Genomic DNA, 18638 nt, shown 5'->3' with positions numbered 1-18638 from the left:
CGGGTTCCGATGGTGTCACGCGGCTAACCTACCGGCCACGCGCCCGGGAGGTCAGCGCCGCTGCCCGGGCAGCGCGATGACACCCTCGGGCAGCGGGGGCAGCCCGGCGATCGTGCAGAGCAGGTCGCACCAGGCCTCGAGGTGGTCGCCGAGGTTCCCGCCCAGCGGGGTCCACGAGGCGCGCACCTCCATCTCCACGCTGGCCGGGCGGTCGGAGAGGCCGGCGAAGCTCTCCGAGACCACACGGGTGACGGTGCCGGCCTCGGCCGTGTAGGGGAGCCGGTGGCTGTCGAGGGCGTCGATGAGCCAGGCCCACCCGACCGACCCGAGCATGGGGTCGCTCGAGAGCTCGGGCTCGAGCTCGGCGCGCGCGAACGTCACCGCCCGCCACATCCCGTCCCACGGCTCCGGCGCGGAGGGGTCGTGCAACAGCACGAATCGGCCGGAGGCGAGCTCGTCCTCGGACCCGGCGCTGCCCACCACCTCGGCGGTGAGGGCCACGGCATACGGTGCGATGCGCTGCGGTGCGGGCACCTCGCTCAGGCGCACCTCGGGGCGCAGCCGTGCGCCCCGCAGCTCGCTGAGCGCCTGCGCGAACTCGGGTGAGTGGTCACCGGTGACCGATCTGCTGCCCACCTCCACAGCGTATGCCGCGAGGGCGCCTTTCCCGGGGAGGTCCGCGCGCTCGTGTCGCCCCTGCGACCCCGTACTCCACCCTTCCGCGGAGCCGCGCTAGGCATTGTGGAGGTTGCCCGGTGCCACGGCCCTGGGGTGAACCTGAAGGCGTACCCGAAGTCGCCCCGGCCGTGGGCCCGCAGGGCCGGGGCCGATGGACCTCAGGGAGGGCCAGATGCGACAACCACGTTCGACAACGCCCGCGGCCATCGTGCTGGGGACGGCACTCACCCTCGCGGCGGCGGCCTGCGGCGACACCCCCGAGACGGCCGGAGCGGGCACGACCACGTCGTCGACGACCACGACGGCGACGCCCACACCGGTCGAGCAGCCCACGACCGGACCGGCCAAGGGCTTCGACGTCGCCACGTTCACGAGCCCCACCACGGTGGACAGCACCTGGCTGCCGATGAAGCCCGGCACCCACATGGTCTACCGCGGCGAGACGATCGAGGAGGACGAGAAGATCCCGCACCGGGTCGAGTTCACCGTGACCGACCTGACGAAGGTCGTCGCGGGAGTCGAAGCGGTCGTGGTGCTGGAGCTCGACTACTCCGATGACCAGCTCGAGGAGGCGGAGCTGGCGCTCTTCGCGCAGGCCGACGACAAGACGATCTGGCACCTGGGCCAGTACCCCGAGGCCTACGAGGAGGGCAAGGTCGTCGAGACCCCCGCCTGGGTCCACGGGGTCAAGGGAGCCGAGGCCGGCATCACCATCCGGGAGGGCGACAAGGCGGGCGACCCGAGCTACTCGCAGGGCTGGGGGCCTGAGGTGGGCTGGTCCGACCGGGCCCGGGTCATCAAGGTCGACCAGCGGACGTGCGTCGAGGCAGGCTGCTACGAGGGGGTGAAGGTCACCGAGGAGTCCAGCGACGACGAGCCGGGGGCCCTGCAGCTGAAGTACTACGCGCCCGGCGTCGGCAACGTGCGGGTCGGCTGGGGCGGCACGGACCCGACCAGGGAGACCCTCGAGCTGGTGTCGGCGGAGACGCTCGACTCCGCCGCGCTCGCCAAGGCGAGGGCCGCCGCGCTGAAGCTGGAGAAGAGCGCCTACCAGCACAGCAAGCAGGTCTGGGGCACCACCGAACCAGCCAGCTGAGCCGAGCCGGGCGGCGCGGGGCGTCGTCGCCCGGCACCGGCGCGGATCGGTACCGTGCCGCCCATGCTGTCGCTGCTCGCCGTCGCCTCGAGCGTGTGCTGGGGCACCGCGGACTTCTTCGCGGGCCTGAAGTCCAAGAGCCGGCCGGCGGCAGCGGTGGTCGCCTGGTCGCAGGGGCTGGGCCTGGTCGTGGTCTCCGTCGTCGTCCTGCTCCAGTGGAACGAGCTGTCCGTCGACGGCTGGCCGCTGTGGTCGGTCGCGGCCGGGGCGTCGGGCACGATCGGCCTGGTCAGCTTCTACTCGGCGCTGAGCAGCGGCACCATGGGCGTCGTGGCGCCGGTGGCGTCACTGGGCGTGGTGGTGCCGGTGCTGCTCGGGCTGCTCGGCGGCGAGCAGCCGCCCGCCAGCACGTGGTTCGGGATGCTGCTGGCCGTCCTGGGCATCGCGCTCGCCTCCGGGCCGGAGCTGTCCGGGGACGTGTCAGCCCGACCCGTGCTGCTGGCGAGCGTGGCGGCCGTGGGCTTCGGCCTCGCGCTCTACTGCCTCGACCGGGGCGCGCGTGAGTCGCTGCTGCACACGCTGTGGGGCATGCGGCTGACCTCGGTCACCGTCTTCGTGGTGGCGGCCCTCGCGCTGCGCACCGCCGGCGGCATGGTGGCCCGCGACATGCCGGGCCTGCTCGCGATCGGGGTCGGCGACCTCGCGGCCAACGGCCTGTTCGCGTTCGCCTCCTCCCGCGGCCTGGTGAGTGTCGCCAGCGTGCTGGGGTCGCTGTACCCGGTGGTCACGGTGCTGCTCGCGCGGTTCCTGCTGCACGAGCGGCTGCTGCTCATCCAGTCCGTCGGGGTGGCTCTCAGCCTGGTCGGGGTCGCGGTCATCGCCGCCTGAGCCGTCGCGGAACGGGGCGTGAAAGACTCGCCCGGTGACCGCCTCCCACATGCTCGACAACCCCAAGCTCGACGACAGCAACCTCGTGCGGGCCGCGCGCCAGCAACCGGTGACGCACACGCCCGTGTGGTTCATGCGCCAGGCCGGTCGGTCCCTGCCGGAGTACCGGCGCGTGCGCGAGGGCATCCCCATGCTGGAGTCGTGCCGTCGGCCCGACCTCGTCGCCGAGATCACGCTGCAGCCGGTCCGCCGCCACGGCGTCGACGCCGCGATCTTCTTCTCCGACATCGTCGTCCCGCTGGCGGCCGTGGGCGTCGACCTCGACATCAAGCCCGGGGTCGGGCCCGTCGTTGCGGAGCCGTTCCGCACCCGTGCCGACCTCGACCGGCTGCCCGAGCTGACGCCCGAGCACGTGCCCTACATCACCGAGGCGGTGCAGATCCTCACGGGCGAGCTGGGCACGACGCCGCTCATCGGCTTCGCGGGGGCGCCGTTCACCCTCGCCTCGTACCTCGTGGAGGGCGGGCCCAGCAAGAACCACGAGCACACCAAGGCGCTCATGTACGGCGACCCGCAGCTGTGGGACGACCTGTGCGCCCGGCTGGCCCAGATCTCCGGGGAGTTCCTGCGGGTGCAGGCCTCGGCCGGGGCATCGGCGGTGCAGCTGTTCGACTCCTGGGTGGGGGCGCTGCCCCGGGCCGACTACGAGCGCTTCGTGCAGAAGCACTCGGCGCGGGCGCTCGCGGCCGTGGCCGACCTCGGCGTGCCGAAGATTCACTTCGGCGTCGGCACCTCCGAGCTCCTGCCACTCATGGGGGCCGCCGGAGCCGACGTCGTCGGCGTGGACTTCCGGATCTCCCTCTCCGACGCGCTGTCCAGGCTCGGTGGGCACTACGCGGTGCAGGGCAACCTCGACCCGGCCCTGCTGTTCGCGCCGTGGGACGCCCTCGAGGCCAAGGTGCGCGACATCGTGGAGCAGGGTCGCCAGGCGCCGGGCCACATCTTCAACCTCGGCCACGGCGTCCTGCCCGACACCGACCCCGACGTCCTCACCCGCGTCACGGAGCTGGTCCACGAGATCAGCGCCCGCTGAGCGGTGCCCACCACGCGCTGAGCGACCCTGCCCGCGACGCGCTGAGCTGGCCGCTCACCACTCGCTGAGCCAGGCGGCCGTGTCCGGCGGCAGCTGGTCCACCACCTCGAGCGATCCGCTCGTGAGGAGCACCTCGCCCGGCGGGAGCACCTCAGGCGCCTCGCCGAGGTTGACGACGAGGCGTAGGCTGCCGCGGTCGGCCACCAGGAGGCCCTCGCCCTGCACCACGACCGCAGTGGCGTCGTCGGGGGTGAGCCGTCCCTCGGCGTGGAGCCGGCGACGCAGCGCCAGCGCCCGCCGGCACAGCTCGAGGGTCGACTCCGGCCGACCGCTCTGGGCGGCGACGGAGAGGGCGGCCCAGCCGTCGACGGGCACCGGCAGCCACGGCTGGGCGGTGGGCGCCGACGAGAAGCCGTGGGCGCCCGCGGGGTCGCAGGTCCACGGAACCGGCACCCGTGCGCCGTCCCGCGTCACGCCGGAGCGCAGCCACGCCGGGTCCTGCCGTGCCGCGACCGGCACCTCGACCTCCGGCAGCCCCAGCTCCTGCCCCTGGTACAGGTAGGCCGAACCCGGGAGGGCCAGCACGGCCAGCACGGCGGCCCTGGCTCGGGCCGTGCCCCGCGAGCCGCCGCCGTAGCGGCTGGGGGTGCGCACGACGTCATGGTTCTCGACGACCCACGTGACGGGCGAGCCGGTTGCCTCGGCCGACTCCAGCAGCTCGGTGGCCGCGGTCCGCCACGCCCGGGCGTCCCAAGGCGCGGCGAGGAACGCGAACGCGAATGCCTGGTGGAGCTCGTCGGGCCGCAGGTAACGGGCCGCTCGTTCCGGCAGCAGGTTGACCTCGCCCACGAGGACTCGTTCGGGGGAGTACTCCTCGCAGATGCGGCGCCAGCGACGGTAGACCTCGTGCACCTCCTCCTGGTCGCAGGCAAGCGGGTTGCCGCGCAGGCGCATGGGCTCGATCTCATGGGGAGCGTGGTGGTCGGGCAGGCCGTCGGCCTTGAACAAACCGTGCGCCACGTCGATGCGCACGCCGTCGGCCCCGCGGTCGAGCCAGAAGCGCAGGGCGTCGTCCATGAGCGCCCCGGTGGCCGGGTGCCGCCAGTTCCAGTCGGGCTGCTCGGGCGCGTACAGGTGCAGGTACCACTGGCCGGGGCTGCCGTCCGGCTCGGTCACGCGCGTCCACGCGGGGCCGCCGAAGACGCTGGGCCAGTTGTTGGGCGGCAGCTCACCGCGCACGCCGCGCCCGGGCAGGAAGTGGAACCGGGCTCGCTCGGGGCTGCCTGGCCCAGCGGCCACCGCCGCGCGGAACGCCGGGTGCTCGGAGGAGCAGTGGTTGGGCACGAGGTCGACGATGACGCGCAGTCCCCGGGCGTGCGCCGCAGCGACGAGGTGGTCGAAGTCGTCGAGGGTGCCGAACAGCGGGTCGACGTCGCAGTAGTCGCTGACGTCGTAGCCGTGGTCCGCCTGGGGTGAGCGCTGGAACGGCGTCAGCCAGATGGCGTCGGCGCCGAGGTCGGCGATGTGCTGGAGGCGGCTCGTCACACCGACCAGGTCACCCACGCCGTCGCCGTTGCTGTCGGTGAACGACCGCGCGTACACCTGGTAGACGACGGCTGAGCGCCACCACCCCTCGTCGCGTCTATCCATGGGGCCCGAGTCTGTCAGCCGGCGGCGTTCACGGGGGAGCGGTGGGCCCGACGGCGTCGAACCCCCCACCACACAGGCAGGGCGACCACCGCGGCGGTGACGGCGAAGGGCAGTACGGCGCCGAGCGCGGTCAGCAGCACGACCACCGACGCGGTGAAGGCCCTCCAGCCACCCTGGAGCCCAGCCAGGAAGCCGTCGTTGTCGTCGGCGACGATCACGTCCGACTCGGTCGTCAGGCTGACCTGTATGGGGGCGCGAGCCACCCGGTCCTTCAGCGAGGCGAGCTGCGCCTCGAGCGCCTCGAGGTCGGCCTGCCGCCGGCTGAGCTCGGACTCCAGCGTCACGATCTGGGCGATGTCGGTGGCTCGCGCCATCAGCGCCCGCACGCGGTCGACGCTCGCCCGCATGGTCTTGACCCGGCTCTCGGTGTCGATGTACTGCTCGCGGACGTTCTCGCTGGTGGACTCTCGCCGGATCACGGTCCCGACCTCGCTGAGCGCGGCCAGCGCCCGGTCGAGCCGGTCCCCGGGCACCGAGATGGTGATCTGGCCGTAGTTCATCGCCGTGATCCTGCCCCGGTCGGGCACGGGGGTCTCGCCGCCGCCCCCGATGCTCTCGCTCAGGATGACCCCGTCGTGCGCGGTGCTGATCGAGCGCACGGAGGCCGCGGCCGCCGCGATGCTCTTCACCTTCAGGGCCAGCATGGCGCTGCGGGCGAGGTACTCGGACTGGGCGGTCACCGCTGCGGGGTCGACCCGGCCGAAGCTGCCGTTGTCGGAGCCGCCTTTGGCGCCGCCGGACCTGTCCTGCCCGGCGCTGGGGGGCTGCGCCTCGCTGCCGGCGCTGTCGCGGGCCACCGCGCCCGTCGAGGCGTCGCTCCCGGATCCGCTGCACGCGGACGCGAGCAGGAGGGCTGCTGCCCCGGCGACGAGCGCTGCGGTGGTCCGGCGGAGATGACGGTTGACGTTCATGGCGGCCCCCTGGGCTCGACTGGCGCTGCACGGCTGGACACCGGTGGGAGGGGTGGTCGCAGGTCCCGGGTTCCCACCCCGCGGTGTCGATTCGGTCACGGCCTTGGCAGAGTGGGCCCGTGTCCAGCACCTCCCGTCCCGCCCCCCGCGTCGTCGTGCTCGGAGGGGGCATCGCAGGGCTCTCGGCTGCCTGGGACCTCTCACACCGCCTGCCCGACTGCGACATCTGCGTGGTCGACGCCTCGGACCGGCCGGGCGGCAAGCTCCGCCTCGAGACCGTGGCGGGCCGGCGCATCGACGTCGGCGCCGAGTCGGTGCTCGCGCGCAGACCCGAGGCGGTCGAGCTGATGGAGGAGGCCGGTGCCGGAGGCCTGCTCACCCACCCCGCCACCACGGCGGCGAGCGTCTGGTCGCGAGGCGACCTGCACCCGCTGCCGAAGGGGACGCTGATGGGGGTGCCCGGTGAGCCGGAGGCGGCACGGGGCCTGCTCACCGACGAGGAGGTGGCCCGCGCAGCCGACGAGCAGCCGTGGCCCGCAGGGGCGCTGGAGGACGACGTCGCGGTGGGCGACTACGTCGGCGCGCGGCTGGGGACCGCGGTCGTGGACCGCCTGGTCGAGCCGCTGCTGGGCGGCGTGTATGCCGGGCACGCCAGCCGCCTGTCCCTGCAGGCGTGTGTGCCGGGCCTGTTCGAGGTGGCCCGCTCCGGGGGCAGCCTCAGCGCCGCCGCTCGCGCTGCAGCGGCGGCCGGGGCGGCGAACACCAGCCCCGTCTTCGCCGGAGTGGTCGGCGGGATGGGGCGCTTCGCGGAGCTGCTCGTCGAGGAGCTCCGGGCGAGAGGCGTGGAGATCCGCACCGGGCTGATCGCTCGCGAGCTCCACCGGCGCCCCGACGGTGGGTGGACCGTCGTCACAGGCCCGCGTCCGGCTCCCGAACGGCTCGAGGCGGATGCCGTCGTGCTGGCCGTGCCTGCTGCGCCGGCGGCCCGCCTGCTGCGCGAGCACGCACCGGCCGCCGCCGAGGAGCTCTCAGCGATCGAGTACGCGTCGATGGCCATCGTCACCCTCGCCGTCGCCAGGGACGGTCTCGGCGACCTCCCCGGGTCGGGCTTCCTCGTGCCGCCTGTCGACGGCCGCGGCATCAAGGCCAGCACGTTCTCGTCGAACAAGTGGGCGTGGGTCGGCGCCCTGTCCGACGACGTCTTCTTCCTGCGGGCGTCGGTCGGCAGGGCGCGGGAGGAGGCCGACCTGCAGCGCCCCGACGACGGCCTCGTCGCCCTGGCCGCAGAGGAGGTCGGCCAGGCGCTGGGCCGCCCGCTGACCCGGGTGCTCGACGCCCACGTCCAGCGCTGGGGAGGCGGGCTCCCGCAGTACGCCGTCGGCCACACGGCGCGCGTCGCCCGGGTGCGGGCAGCCGTGGCGGACCTGCCGGGGCTGGAAGTCGCCGGGGCCGCCTACGACGGCGTCGGCATACCGGCGTGCATCTCCAGCGGGCGGGCAGCGGCCGCCGGGGTCGCGACCCACCTGACCGTCGCCGGGGCGCACGGGTGACAATGGGGCACATGACCGGCAAGCCCTCCCCGTCGCGCATCCGCGAGATCAACGCCTCCATCCGCTACGCCATGTGGTCCGTCTTCGCCGTGACCGCGCCGCTCGGTGACGAGCGCGACGTCATGGCCAAGGAGGTCGACGAGCTCTTCGCCGAGCTCGAGGCCGAGGGCGTGCTGACCCGCGGGGTCTACGACATCGGCGGCATGCGGGCCGACTGCGACTTCATGGTGTGGTGGCACGCCGAGCGCATCGAGGACGTGCAGGGCGCCTACCGGCGCTTCCTCAGGACGCGACTCGGGCAGCTGCTCGAGCCCACCTGGTCGGCCGCTGCGCTGCACCGCCCGGCGGAGTTCAACAAGAGCCACATCCCGGCCTTCCTCGCCGACGAGGAGCCCAAGGACTTCATCTGCGTCTACCCGTTCGTGCGCTCCTACGAGTGGTACCTGCTCGAGGACAAGGAGCGCCGCGACATGCTCCGCGAGCACGGGCAGATGGCGCGCGACTACCCCGACGTGCGGGCCAACACCATCGCGTCCTTCGCCCTCAACGACTACGAGTGGGTGCTGGCGTTCGAGGCCGACGAGCTGCACCGCATCGTCGACCTCATGCGCGAGCTGCGGGCGTCCCGGGCGCGGATGCACGTCCGCGAAGAGGTGCCGTTCCACACCGGCCGCCGCGTCGAGGTCGGCGAGCTGCTCCAGTCGCTGCGCTGAGGGCGGTCACTGGTCCACCTCGCTCGGATGTGCCATCCCGAATAGCCATGGTTCGGTGCTGACCTCGCGACGAGACTGCAGGAGCAGGGGACACCAGCACAGGAGGTCTCCGATGGAGAAGTTCGCCGTGGCAGTCATGCCCATCGCCGACATGGGGGGTTGGAAACAGTTCCTCGAGGAGGCCACGTCGGGTGCCCGCGGTGACGCGCAGCGCGAGCTGCTGCGTCGCGGCGGGGTGTCGGCGGAGCACGTCTTCCACCAGCCGACGCCGATGGGCGACCTGATGGTGCTGGTGTGGGAGGGCGTCGACCAGGACCAGATGAGCCAGCTCTTCGCGGACATGCTGCAGAACCCGACGACCGACCACGAGCGGTATGTGCGGGACGTCGTGATCCCCAAGGTCCACGGGGTCGACCTGACGCAGCCTCCCGCCCCTCCCGCGGAGCTGATGGCGAGCCACAGGACGTAGGGCGGGTCCGGCAGTGCCTCACTGATGCCCTGGACGCATCAGTGACGCAGGCAGCACGCACCCGGCAGGATGGGCGGCATGAGCGCGCCCTTCGACCTCACCCGGTTCGTGACGGCCCAGGAGGAGGGCGGCAGGTACGCCTTGGCCCTGCGCGAGCTGCGGGCCGGGCGCAAGACGGGTCACTGGATGTGGTTCGTCTTCCCCCAGGTCGCCGGGCTCGGCCGCAGCGAGACCGCCCGGTTCTACGCCCTGTCCGGGCTCGACGAGGCGCGGGCCTACCTCGCGCACCCGACGCTGGGGCCGCGGCTCCTCGAGTGCGCCGACACCCTGGCAGGCCTGTCGACGCACGACCCGGTGGCGGTGCTCGGCACCGTCGACGCGATGAAGCTCAAGTCGTCGATGACGCTGTTCGCCCACGCCGCCGAGACCGACGAGCAGCGCGCGTCGTTCCGCGCGGTGCTCGACAGGTACTTCGGCGGAGCCGAGGACGCCGAGACGGTGCGCCGGGTCTGAGCGGGACCTCAGCCGGCCTTCGGGCGCAGCGTCATCGAGATCGAGTTGATGCAGTAGCGCTGGTCGGTGGGCGTGTCGTAGCCCTCGCCCTCGAAGACGTGCCCGAGGTGGCTGCCGCAGGTCGCACAGCGCACCTCCACGCGCTTCATGCCGAGGCTGGTGTCCTCGATGAACTCGACCCGGTCCTCGGCGAGGGGGGAGTAGAACGACGGCCAGCCACAGTGGCTCTCGAACTTGGTGTCGGAGGTGAAGAGCTCCGCACCGCAGGCCCGGCAGGCGTAGACGCCCTCGGTCCTGGTGTCGGTGTACTCGCCGACGAAGGGGCGCTCGGTGCCCGCCTGTCGCAGCACGTGGTACTCCGCCGGGCTGAGCTGCGCCTTCCACTCGTCCTCGGACTTCGTGACGGCATACGTGCGGTTGGTCTGCTCCATGCTGGGGACAACCGCGACGGCCTCCCGAACGTTCCCGCCGCCGGGGGTCGCGCCGACTAGGCTCCCGCCATGAGCGCCAAGCCGCTGGTCCTGGAGGTGCCCGGCCCCGACGGGGTGCGCGAGGTGCGCGTCTCCAGCCCCGACCGGGTGATGTGGCCTGACGCGGGCATCACCAAGGGTGACCTGGCGGCCTACACGGTGGCGGTGGCCGAACCCCTCATGGGCGCGCTGCGCGACCGTCCCGTGACCCTCCAGCGATTCCCCGAGGGCGTCGACGGGGAGGAGTTCTACTCCAAGAACCCGCCCCGCGGGGTGCCCGAGTGGGCGCGCACGGTGATGTGCACCTACCCCTCGGGGCGCCGGCACCCGCAGCTGGTGGTCGACGAGGCCGCCACCGCGGTGTGGGCCGTGCAGATGAACACCGTGACGTTCCACCCCTGGCCCGTGCGCACGGAAGCGGTCGACAACCCCGACGAGCTGCGCATCGACCTCGATCCCCAGCCGGGCCGCACCTTCACCGACGCCGTGGAGGCGGCCTTCGCGCTGCGCGAGGTGCTCGCCGAGATCGGGCTGACCGGCTGGGCGAAGACCTCCGGCAACCGCGGCGTGCACGTCTTCTGCCGCGTGCGCCCCACCCACGAGTTCCTCGACGTCCGCCACGGCGTCATCGGCATCGCCCGCGAGCTCGAGCGTCGCCTGCCCGACCTCGTCACCACCGCGTGGTGGAAGGAGGAGCGGGGGGAGAAGGTCTTCGTCGACTTCAACCAGGCGTGCCGTGACCGCACGATCGCCTCGGCCTGGAGCCCGCGTCCGCTGCCGGGTGCACCGGTGAGTATGCCGGTCAGCTGGGAGGCGCTGAAGGGCGCGAGTCCCGGCGACTTCACCGTGCGGACGGTGCCCTCGATCCTCGCGGCCGACGGCGACACCTGGGCGGGCATCGACGACGCGGTCGGTGACGTGTCGGCAGCGATCGCCTTGTGGGACAAGGACATGCACGAGCGCGGACTGGGGGAGATGCCGTTCCCGCCCGACTACCCGAAGATGCCGGGGGAGCCGCCGCGCGTGCAGCCCAGCAAGCGCCGCCAGGACCGCCAGGACAGCGACTACCTCGGGCCCAAGGCGGACCGCGACGCCGAGTGGGGGTTGCCGCTGGTGCCGCACGTGGCCCCGATGCTGGCCAAGTCGGTCAAGGCCATGCCGGAGGGCGACCTGCTCTACGAGCCCAAGTGGGACGGGTTCCGCTCGATCGTCTTCCGCTCCGGCGACCGCGTCGAGATCGGCAGCCGCAACGAGAAGCCGATGACCCGTTACTTCCCCGAGGTGGTCGAGGCGGTGAAGGCGAACCTCCCGGACAGGTGCGTCGTCGACGGCGAGATCGTCGTCGTCGGCCCGACCGGCGACCGGCTCGACTTCGACCTGCTCCAGCAGCGCATCCACCCGGCTGCAAGCCGGGTCAGGAAGCTGTCGCAGGAGACGCCGGCCCACTTCGTCGCCTTTGACCTGCTCGCCCTCGGTGACGACGACCTCCGTGAGCGGCCGTTCGCCGAGCGGAGGGCGCTGCTCGAGAAGGCGCTGGCCGACGCCGAGCCGCCGGTGCACCTGACGCGTGCCACGCGGGACCGTGCGCTGGCGCTCGAGTGGTTCGAGCAGTTCGAGGGAGCCGGGCTGGACGGCGTCGTCGCCAAACCCCTCGACGGCACCTACCTGCCCGACAAGCGGGTGATGTTCAAGGTCAAGCACGAGCGCACCGCCGACTGCGTGGTGGCCGGCTACCGCACCCACAAGAGCGGCCCCGACGCCATCGGCTCCCTGCTGCTCGGGCTCCACCGCGGCGACGAGCTCATGAGCGTGGGGGTGATCGGCGCCTTCCCCATGGCACGCCGCCGCGAGCTCTTCGAGGAGCTGCAGCCGCTCGTGACGACCTTCGACGACCACCCCTGGGCGTGGGCGCGACAGGAGGAGGGCACCCGCACCCCCCGCAACGCCGAGCAGAGCCGGTGGGCCGCCGGCAAGGACCTGTCGTTCACACCGTTGCGGCCGGAGCGCGTCGTCGAGGTGCGCTACGACCACATGGAGGGCGAGCGCTTCCGGCACACCGCCCAGTTCGTCCGGTGGCGGCCGGACCGCGAGCCCCGCTCGTGCACCTACGAGCAGCTTGACGAGCCGGTCAGCTTCGACCTCGCCGACGTGCTGAGCGGCGGGGCCTGACCTGATGGGAGCCAGTCGCGACGTCGTCCGGCGCGCCGCGCTGGGTGCGGCGATCACCGGCGGCTCCGTCACAGCCCTGGGTGCGCTGTCCTCGATCAGCGCCGCCGCCTACTTCGCCCGCCGGGCCCTCACACCCGACCGGGAGCGGCCCGACGACACCGAGGTCCTCGCGGTCGACGACCACAGCGTCACGGTGGGGCTCACCGCCGACAGCGTCGTGCCGGGGCGGTACGGGCTGTGGCTGGACGGCACGGAGGGCCACTGCCGGGTCGGTGACGTCCTGGAGCTCGACCAGGAGCGGGGCAGGGTGCGACGCGAGCTGCTCGGCGTCGACTTCGGGCACCTGGCGCCGGGGTTCGCCCGGTGGAACCAGTACTACTACGGCTCGTCCCCGGACCACTCCCTCGGCCTCCCGACCCGGCACGTCGAGGTGCCGACCGAGCTCGGGCCGATGGCCGCGTGGGTCGTGGAGGCCGAGCGGCCCACGGACCGCTGGGCGGTCCTCGTCCACGGCCGGGGTGCTCGGCGCGAGGAGTGCCTGCGCGCCATCACCCCCCTGCGCGACAGCGGGATCAACGTCCTCGTGCCGTCGTACCGCAACGACCTCGGGGCGCCGAGCGGTCCGGACGGCCGTTACAACCTCGGGCTGTCCGAGTGGCGCGACATCGAGGATGCCGCCCTGTGGGCCGTGCAGCAGGGAGCGCGCGAGCTGGTGCTGGTGGGATGGTCGATGGGCGGCGCCATCGTGCTGCAGACGCTCGACCGCTCGTGGCTCACCGGGCACGTCAGCCACGTCGTGCTCGACGCGCCGGTCATCGACTGGAACGACGTGCTCGCCCACCACGCTCGGGGCCACGGCGTGCCGGCTCCCGTGGGGACGCTCAGCCGCACCCTCATGGGCAAGCGCTGGGCCCGCAGGCTCGTCGGTGTGCACGATCCCGTCGACGTGGCCAAGACCAACTGGGTGGCGAGGGCCGACGAGCTGCGGCACCGGATCCTGCTCATCCACTCCGTCGACGACGAGTTCGTGCCGGTCGGGCCGTCCGAGCGGCTGGCCGAGGCGCGGCCCGACCTGGTCCGGTTCGAGCCGTGGGAGACGGCGCGGCACACCAAGGAGTGGAACACCGACCCGCAGCGCTGGGAGAACGCCGTGCGGGAGTTCGTCTCCCCCTAGTGGTCGGCCGCCCGGTGCAGCACCCGCCAGCGGCCCATGACGGTGCCGTCGCCCTCCACCAGGGCCATCGGCGCCAGCGGCACCTCGAACGCCGGGGCCCGGGCGATCCGCCCCTGGTCGCCGCCGACCGCGACGGGCGACCACGTGAGGTCCAGCTCGTCGACGACGCCGGCTGACAGCATGGCGCCGAGCAGGCTCGGACCGCCCTCGGTGAGCACGCGCGGCATACCCCTGTCGGCCAGCCGCCGGCGCAGCTCTGGCAGGTCGACCCCGTCGTCGCCGCAGAGGAGCACGCCGTCGTCGCCGAGGGCTCGGCGAGCTGCCTCGACCGCGTCGGCCGGCGCGGCACGGTGCGTCACGAGCAGGACGTCGCCCCGGCCCGGCGCGGGAGCGAGCAGGGCCTGCGGCACCCGGGCGCTGTTGCTCACGACGGCGAGCGGCAGCGGGCCCCCGTCCTCCGCGCCGAGCCGCGTGTAGCCCTCGGTGCGGATCGTGCCCGCGCCCACGACGACCACGTCGCTCAGCCGTCGCAACAGCCGGAAGACCACGCCGTCCGCGGCGGTGTTGATCGTGCCGGAGCGACCGTTGGCGCCGGTGGCCGCGCCGTCGAGGGTGGAGACGAAGTTCGCCCGCAGCCACGGGCCGGCGGGCGGCGCGTACACCTCGGCCAGGGCGGCCTCGTCGAGGGTCTCGCCGGGGGAGTGCGAGCCGGTCTCGTCGAGGAGGAGGCGCATGCCCCGCAGTGTGCCACTCACTACGCTGCCGGTGTGTCCACGTCGATCACCACCCGCGAGCCCCGCCTCGACCGCGAGCGGCTGATCCGCGAGCTCGTGCCACCGCCGCGTTTCGACACGGAGCGCTTCTCCACCTACCGGCCCGACCCCGCCCAGCCGAGCCAGGCCGCTGCGGTGCAGCGGTTGGAGGAGTATGCCGCGTGGCTGGCCGGCCCTGCCGGGAACGGGGCGGGCGGTGGTCGCGGCCGCTGGTGGCGCCGGGGGAACAACCGTCAGCAGGCGCCCAAGGGCGTCTACCTCGACGGCGGCTTCGGCGTGGGCAAGACGCACCTGCTCGCGAGCCTGTGGCACGCCGCTCCCGAGCCCAAGGCGTTCGGCACCTTCGTCGAGCTCACCAACCTCGTGGGCGCGCTCGGGTTCTCGGAGACCGTCACCGCCCTGCAGGGCTACCGGCTGCTGTGCATCGACGAGTTCGAGCTCGACGACCCGGGCGACACCGTGCTGATGGCCACCCTCCTGACCCGGCTGAGCGAGTCCGGGGTGGGGCTCGCGGCGACGTCCAACACCCTGCCCGGCGCCCTCGGCGAGGGGCGCTTCGCCGCCGAGGACTTCCTCCGCGAGATCCAGGCACTTGCCGACCGGTTCGAGGTCGTCACGGTCGACGGCGAGGACTACCGGCACCGAGGCCTTGCGCCGAGCCCGCCGCCGCTGTCGGACGAGGAGGTCGCCGCCCGCGTCTCGGAGGCGGGCGGGCTGTGCGACCGGTTCGACGACGTGACGGCTCACCTCGCGAAGGTGCACCCGAGCCGCTACCACGCGCTGCTCGACGGGGTCACCTCCGTCGGCTGGCAGGGGGTGCGGCCCGTCTCGGACCAGATGGTGGCGCTGCGGCTGGTCGTCCTGGCCGACCGGCTCTACGACAACGACATCCCCGTGTTCGCCAGCGGCCACCCGCTCGGCGAGCTGTTCACGCCGGAGCTGATGAAGGGCGGGTACCGGAAGAAGTACTTCCGGGCGGTGTCGCGGCTGACCGCGCTGGCACGCGAGGGAGTCGGAGAGGTCGCGCACGGCATGGGCTGATGCCACGATGCCCTCCATGGCGAAGTCGGAGAAGAAGAGCGGGAAGAAGTCCGGGAAGGCCAAGGCCGCGCAGGCTCGGGGGAAGCGCGCGTCGGGAGGCGACCCGCTCGCCACGGCTGAGGTGCTGCCGACGCCGAAGGCGGCCGCGAAGCCGATGCAGCCCGGTTCGTTCACCGAGGCGCTGCGCGTCGGCGAGGGCTTCAGCCTCTTCGACACCGACACGCGGGCCACGCCGGCGTGGGACGGCGACAAGGTCGCGGCGGCCGAGGCCATGGCGCCCCTGGCCGATGAGACGAGCGAGCTGCAGGAGCGGCTGTACGCCGAGTCGAGGATGGGCGGCCGGCGCTCGCTCCTGCTGGTCGTGCAGGGGATGGACACCTCGGGCAAGGGCGGCATCATGCGTCACGTCGTGGGGGAGATGGACCCGCAGGGCGTGAGCTACACCGCCTTCAAGGCGCCGACGGCCGAGGAGAGGAAGCACCCCTTCCTCTGGCGCATCCGCAACGCGCTGCCGCAACCGGGGCAGGTCGGGGTCTTCGACCGCTCGCACTACGAGGACGTGCTGATCGCGCGGGTGCGCGAGCTGGTGCCGCGCAGCACCTGGTCGCGGCGGTACTCCCAGATCAACGCCTTCGAGCAGTCGGTGGTCGAGTCCGGCACGACCGTGGTGAAGGTGATGCTGCACATCAGCTCGGATGAGCAGAGGTCCCGGCTCATGCGGCGGCTCGAGCGGCCGGACAAGAACTGGAAGTTCAACCCGGGCGACGTCGACGAGCGGATGCTGTGGCCCCGCTACCAGGAGGCCTACCAGGCGGCGCTGGAGAAGTGCTCGACCGCAGAGGCCCCCTGGTTCGTCGTGCCCGCTGACCGGAAGTGGTACGCCCGGCTGGCCGTGATGAACCTCGTCCTCGAACACCTGCGGGCGATGGACCCCCAGTGGCCGGCCGCCGACTACGACGTCGAGACGGAGAAGGCCCGGCTGGCGGCGACCTGAGACGGGGTCGGATGACTCTTGCGTCACAACTGTTGCGCGCACCGCGCGGAGTGCCTAGTTTCGACCCACAGGATGTGTGACACCGATCACACGCCGCGGCCTGCCGAAGGAGCGACGATGAAGTCACCGACCGGACGAGGTAGGGCAGGACGGCGGCGACGCGCGCGCGTGCTCGCCATAGGGGCGGTGCTGGGGCTCACCGGGGGGCTGGCCGCCTGCTCCGGCGGTGGAGACGGGGGCGTCGTCGTCAACCTCTATGGCGGGGCGAGTGCGGTCGGCTTCGAGGACATCCTCGCCGACTGCAACAAGAAGGCGGCCGGCAGGTACACCATCGTCGGGAACCTGCTGCCGAGCGACGCGGACGGCCAGCGCGAGCAGTTCGTCCGCCGGCTCGCGGCCAAGGACACGGGCATGGACCTCCTGGGCATGGACGTCACCTGGACGGCCGAGTTCGCCGAGGCGGGGTGGATCGAGGAGATCACCGGCGACAAGAAGGCCCAGGCCATCGAGGGGGTTCTCCAGCCGCCGGTCGACACCGCGACCTGGAAGGAGAAGCTGTACGCCGTGCCGAGGACGACCAACGTCCAGATCCTCTGGTACCGCAAGTCGCTCGTTCCCGAGGCACCCAAGACCTGGGACCAGCTGATGGCCGCGGCCCAGAAGCTCAAGGACGAGGGCAAGCCGTACCAGATCGCGTTCACGGCGGCCCAGTACGAGGGCTACGTCGTGAACGTGAACAACATGCTCAACGCGTACGGGGGCACGTTCGTCAACGAGGACAGCACCGAGGCAACCATCGACGAGAAGGCGGTTCAGGGCCTCACCCTGCTCAACAAGCTGGCCACCTCGGGCCTGACCAGTGCATCGCTGTCCAACTCCCAGGAGCCCGAGGTCTTCGCCGACCTCCAGGCCGGCAGGGCCGCGTTCGCCCTGAACTGGCCCTACGTGCTCAGCGCCATGCGCAGCGCGGGCGAGACCGACCCCAAGAGCAAGGAGGTCGCGGACGACCTCGGCTACGCGCCGTTCCCGACCGTCAACGAGGGTGACGCGCCGAAGGTGACCCTGGGCGGGATGAACTACGCGGTGAGCACCTACAGCGAGCACAAGGAGGAGGCATTCGAGGCGGGGATGTGCCTGCGGTCGGAGGAGAACCAGCTGCGGGCGGCGCTCGACGCCGGTGACGCTCCCGTCTTCGAGCGGATCTACACCTCCAACGAGGAGTTCCGGAAGCAGTACCCGATGGGCGACGTCATGCTCGAGGAGCTCAAGAACGCAGTTCCTCGCCCGGTGACGCCGATCTACCAGAACATCTCGACGATCGTCTCCACCTCGCTGTCGCCACCGGCAGACATCAACCCCGAGCAGAGTGCGGCCGAGCTCGATGACTCCATCCAGCAGGCCATTGACGGAAAGGGGATCCTGCCGTGAGCACCAACCTCCCCACGCAGCCCGGCGCCGAGGTCGAACGGGACCAGGCACGGGGAGCCGGCACCGACCGCGGCACCGAGATCGCCCGTCAGCGCTACAGCGAGGGCAAGCGGGCCGAGCGCCGGCTGGGCCTGCTGCTCTGCGCGCCGGCCGTCATCACCATGCTGGCGGTGACGGCATACCCGATCCTCTACGCCTTCTGGCTCTCGCTGCAGCGCGCCGACCTCCGCACCCCCGACCAGAACGAGTTCATCGGGCTCGAGAACTACGTCACGGTCCTGTCCAGCCCCATCTGGTGGGACGCCTTCGGCATCACGATGCTCATCACCGTCGTGAGCGCAGCGCTCGAGCTCGTCCTCGGGATGCTGCTGGCGATCGTCATGCACCGCACCATCGTTGGCCGGGGCCTGGTCCGCACCTCCGCCCTGGTGCCCTACGCGATCGTCACGGTCGTGGCGGCCTTCTCGTGGCGGTTCGCCTGGACGCAGAACCTCGGGTGGCTCGCCGGCGAGAACGCGCCGCTGACCGAGAGATGGCCCTCCGTGGCGATCATCATCCTGGCCGAGGTGTGGAAGACGGTGCCGTTCATGGCCCTGCTCCTCATGGCCGGACTCGCGCTCGTGCCGGAGGACCTGCTCAAGGCCGCCTCGATGGACGGGGCGACGGCATGGCAGCGCTTCTGGCAGATCACGGTGCCCCTGATCAAGCCGGCCATCCTGGTGGCGCTGCTGTTCCGCACCCTCGACGCGTTCCGCATCTTCGACAACATCTTCGTGCTGACGGGCGGCGCGAACGGCACGTCCTCGGTGTCGATGGTCGCCTACAACAACCTCATCAGAGGCCTCAACCTCGGCATCGGCTCGACGATGGCGATCCTGATCTTCATCACCATCGCCATCATCGCCTTCCTCTTCATCAAGCTGTTCGGGGCGGCGGCACCAGGTGCGGACACGGAAGGGAGGCGCTGA

18 protein-coding genes are annotated in these 18638 nt (G+C 72.2%); 13 read left to right on the top strand and 5 right to left on the bottom strand.

Going from position 1 to position 18638, the window contains the following annotated elements:
* Positions 1-51 precede the first annotated feature (51 nt).
* The gene (locus tag P0Y31_RS08065) at positions 52-636 is read right to left on the bottom strand and encodes a DUF3000 domain-containing protein (RefSeq protein ID WP_275868143.1); all 585 of its coding nucleotides are present in this window, start codon (positions 634-636) and stop codon (positions 52-54) included.
* A gap of 214 nt (positions 637-850) precedes the next feature.
* Between P0Y31_RS08065 and P0Y31_RS08060 the strand changes: the two genes are divergently transcribed.
* The 3 genes from P0Y31_RS08060 (at position 851) to hemE (ending at position 3755) form a co-directional block, all read left to right on the top strand.
* Complete coding sequence (locus P0Y31_RS08060) at positions 851-1774, top strand: hypothetical protein (protein WP_275868141.1); 924 nt, start codon at positions 851-853, stop codon at positions 1772-1774.
* Positions 1775-1837: 63 nt separating this feature from the next.
* Positions 1838-2662: a DMT family transporter gene (locus P0Y31_RS08055; protein ID WP_275868139.1), complete on the top strand. Its 825-nt coding sequence runs from the start codon at positions 1838-1840 to the stop codon at positions 2660-2662.
* A 49-nt stretch (positions 2663-2711) separates the two neighbouring features.
* Entirely contained in the window at positions 2712-3755 is a 1044-nt protein-coding gene (gene hemE, locus P0Y31_RS08050) for a uroporphyrinogen decarboxylase (RefSeq protein WP_275868911.1), read from the top strand.
* Between the two features lie 54 nt (positions 3756-3809).
* Here the strand turns inward: hemE and P0Y31_RS08045 are convergent, their stop codons facing one another.
* Positions 3810-5405: a glycoside hydrolase family 13 protein gene (locus tag P0Y31_RS08045; RefSeq protein WP_275868137.1), complete on the bottom strand. Its 1596-nt coding sequence runs from the start codon at positions 5403-5405 to the stop codon at positions 3810-3812.
* A 14-nt stretch (positions 5406-5419) separates the two neighbouring features.
* Entirely contained in the window at positions 5420-6376 is a 957-nt protein-coding gene (locus tag P0Y31_RS08040) for a DUF4349 domain-containing protein (protein ID WP_275868134.1), read from the bottom strand.
* A gap of 119 nt (positions 6377-6495) precedes the next feature.
* Between P0Y31_RS08040 and hemG the strand changes: the two genes are divergently transcribed.
* The 4 genes from hemG to P0Y31_RS08020 all read left to right on the top strand — a co-directional run bounded on the left by hemG (position 6496) and on the right by P0Y31_RS08020 (position 9621).
* A complete protein-coding gene (gene hemG, locus P0Y31_RS08035; RefSeq protein WP_275868132.1) occupies positions 6496-7926 on the top strand; it encodes a protoporphyrinogen oxidase in 1431 nt (476 codons plus the stop codon).
* 11 nt (positions 7927-7937) lie between these two features.
* Positions 7938-8639 (top strand): hydrogen peroxide-dependent heme synthase, encoded by a 702-nt coding sequence (hemQ, locus tag P0Y31_RS08030; protein ID WP_275868131.1) that lies wholly within the window; start codon positions 7938-7940, stop codon positions 8637-8639.
* A 112-nt stretch (positions 8640-8751) separates the two neighbouring features.
* Positions 8752-9108, top strand: coding sequence for a hypothetical protein (locus tag P0Y31_RS08025; protein ID WP_275868129.1), 357 nt, complete (start codon positions 8752-8754; stop codon positions 9106-9108).
* A 78-nt stretch (positions 9109-9186) separates the two neighbouring features.
* Positions 9187-9621, top strand: coding sequence for a DUF1810 domain-containing protein (locus tag P0Y31_RS08020; protein WP_275868127.1), 435 nt, complete (start codon positions 9187-9189; stop codon positions 9619-9621).
* Between the two features lie 8 nt (positions 9622-9629).
* Here P0Y31_RS08020 and msrB read toward each other — a convergent pair whose 3' ends face one another.
* Complete coding sequence (msrB, locus tag P0Y31_RS08015) at positions 9630-10052, bottom strand: peptide-methionine (R)-S-oxide reductase MsrB (protein WP_275868125.1); 423 nt, start codon at positions 10050-10052, stop codon at positions 9630-9632.
* Between the two features lie 69 nt (positions 10053-10121).
* Between msrB and P0Y31_RS08010 the strand changes: the two genes are divergently transcribed.
* On the top strand, positions 10122-12260 hold the full coding sequence (locus tag P0Y31_RS08010; RefSeq protein ID WP_275868123.1) for an ATP-dependent DNA ligase: 2139 nt from the start codon (positions 10122-10124) through the stop codon (positions 12258-12260).
* A 4-nt stretch (positions 12261-12264) separates the two neighbouring features.
* Positions 12265-13434 carry an alpha/beta fold hydrolase gene (locus P0Y31_RS08005; protein ID WP_275868121.1) on the top strand — a complete coding sequence of 390 codons (1170 nt, stop codon included), beginning with the start codon at positions 12265-12267 and terminating at the stop codon, positions 13432-13434.
* On the opposite strand, the gene P0Y31_RS08000 is transcribed toward P0Y31_RS08005, so the two are convergent.
* The gene (locus P0Y31_RS08000; RefSeq protein ID WP_275868119.1) at positions 13431-14168 is read right to left on the bottom strand and encodes a dihydrofolate reductase family protein; all 738 of its coding nucleotides are present in this window, start codon (positions 14166-14168) and stop codon (positions 13431-13433) included. The genes P0Y31_RS08005 and P0Y31_RS08000 overlap by 4 nt on opposite strands.
* Before the next feature lie 81 nt (positions 14169-14249).
* Between P0Y31_RS08000 and zapE the strand changes: the two genes are divergently transcribed.
* From zapE to P0Y31_RS07980, 4 genes are all read left to right on the top strand, one after another.
* Positions 14250-15248, top strand: a complete 999-nt coding sequence (gene zapE, locus P0Y31_RS07995; RefSeq protein WP_275868909.1) for a cell division protein ZapE — start codon at positions 14250-14252, stop codon at positions 15246-15248.
* 16 nt (positions 15249-15264) lie between these two features.
* A complete protein-coding gene (locus P0Y31_RS07990; protein ID WP_275868117.1) occupies positions 15265-16242 on the top strand; it encodes a PPK2 family polyphosphate kinase in 978 nt (325 codons plus the stop codon).
* 117 nt (positions 16243-16359) lie between these two features.
* Entirely contained in the window at positions 16360-17670 is a 1311-nt protein-coding gene (locus tag P0Y31_RS07985; protein WP_275868115.1) for an ABC transporter substrate-binding protein, read from the top strand.
* Complete coding sequence (locus P0Y31_RS07980) at positions 17667-18638, top strand: sugar ABC transporter permease (RefSeq protein ID WP_275868113.1); 972 nt, start codon at positions 17667-17669, stop codon at positions 18636-18638. Before P0Y31_RS07985 ends, P0Y31_RS07980 begins: the two co-directional genes overlap by 4 nt.

This window comes from Knoellia sp. 3-2P3 (assembly GCF_029223115.1).
GTDB lineage: Bacteria > Actinomycetota > Actinomycetes > Actinomycetales > Dermatophilaceae > Pedococcus_A.
This window is presented reverse-complemented; position numbering and strand designations above follow the sequence as displayed.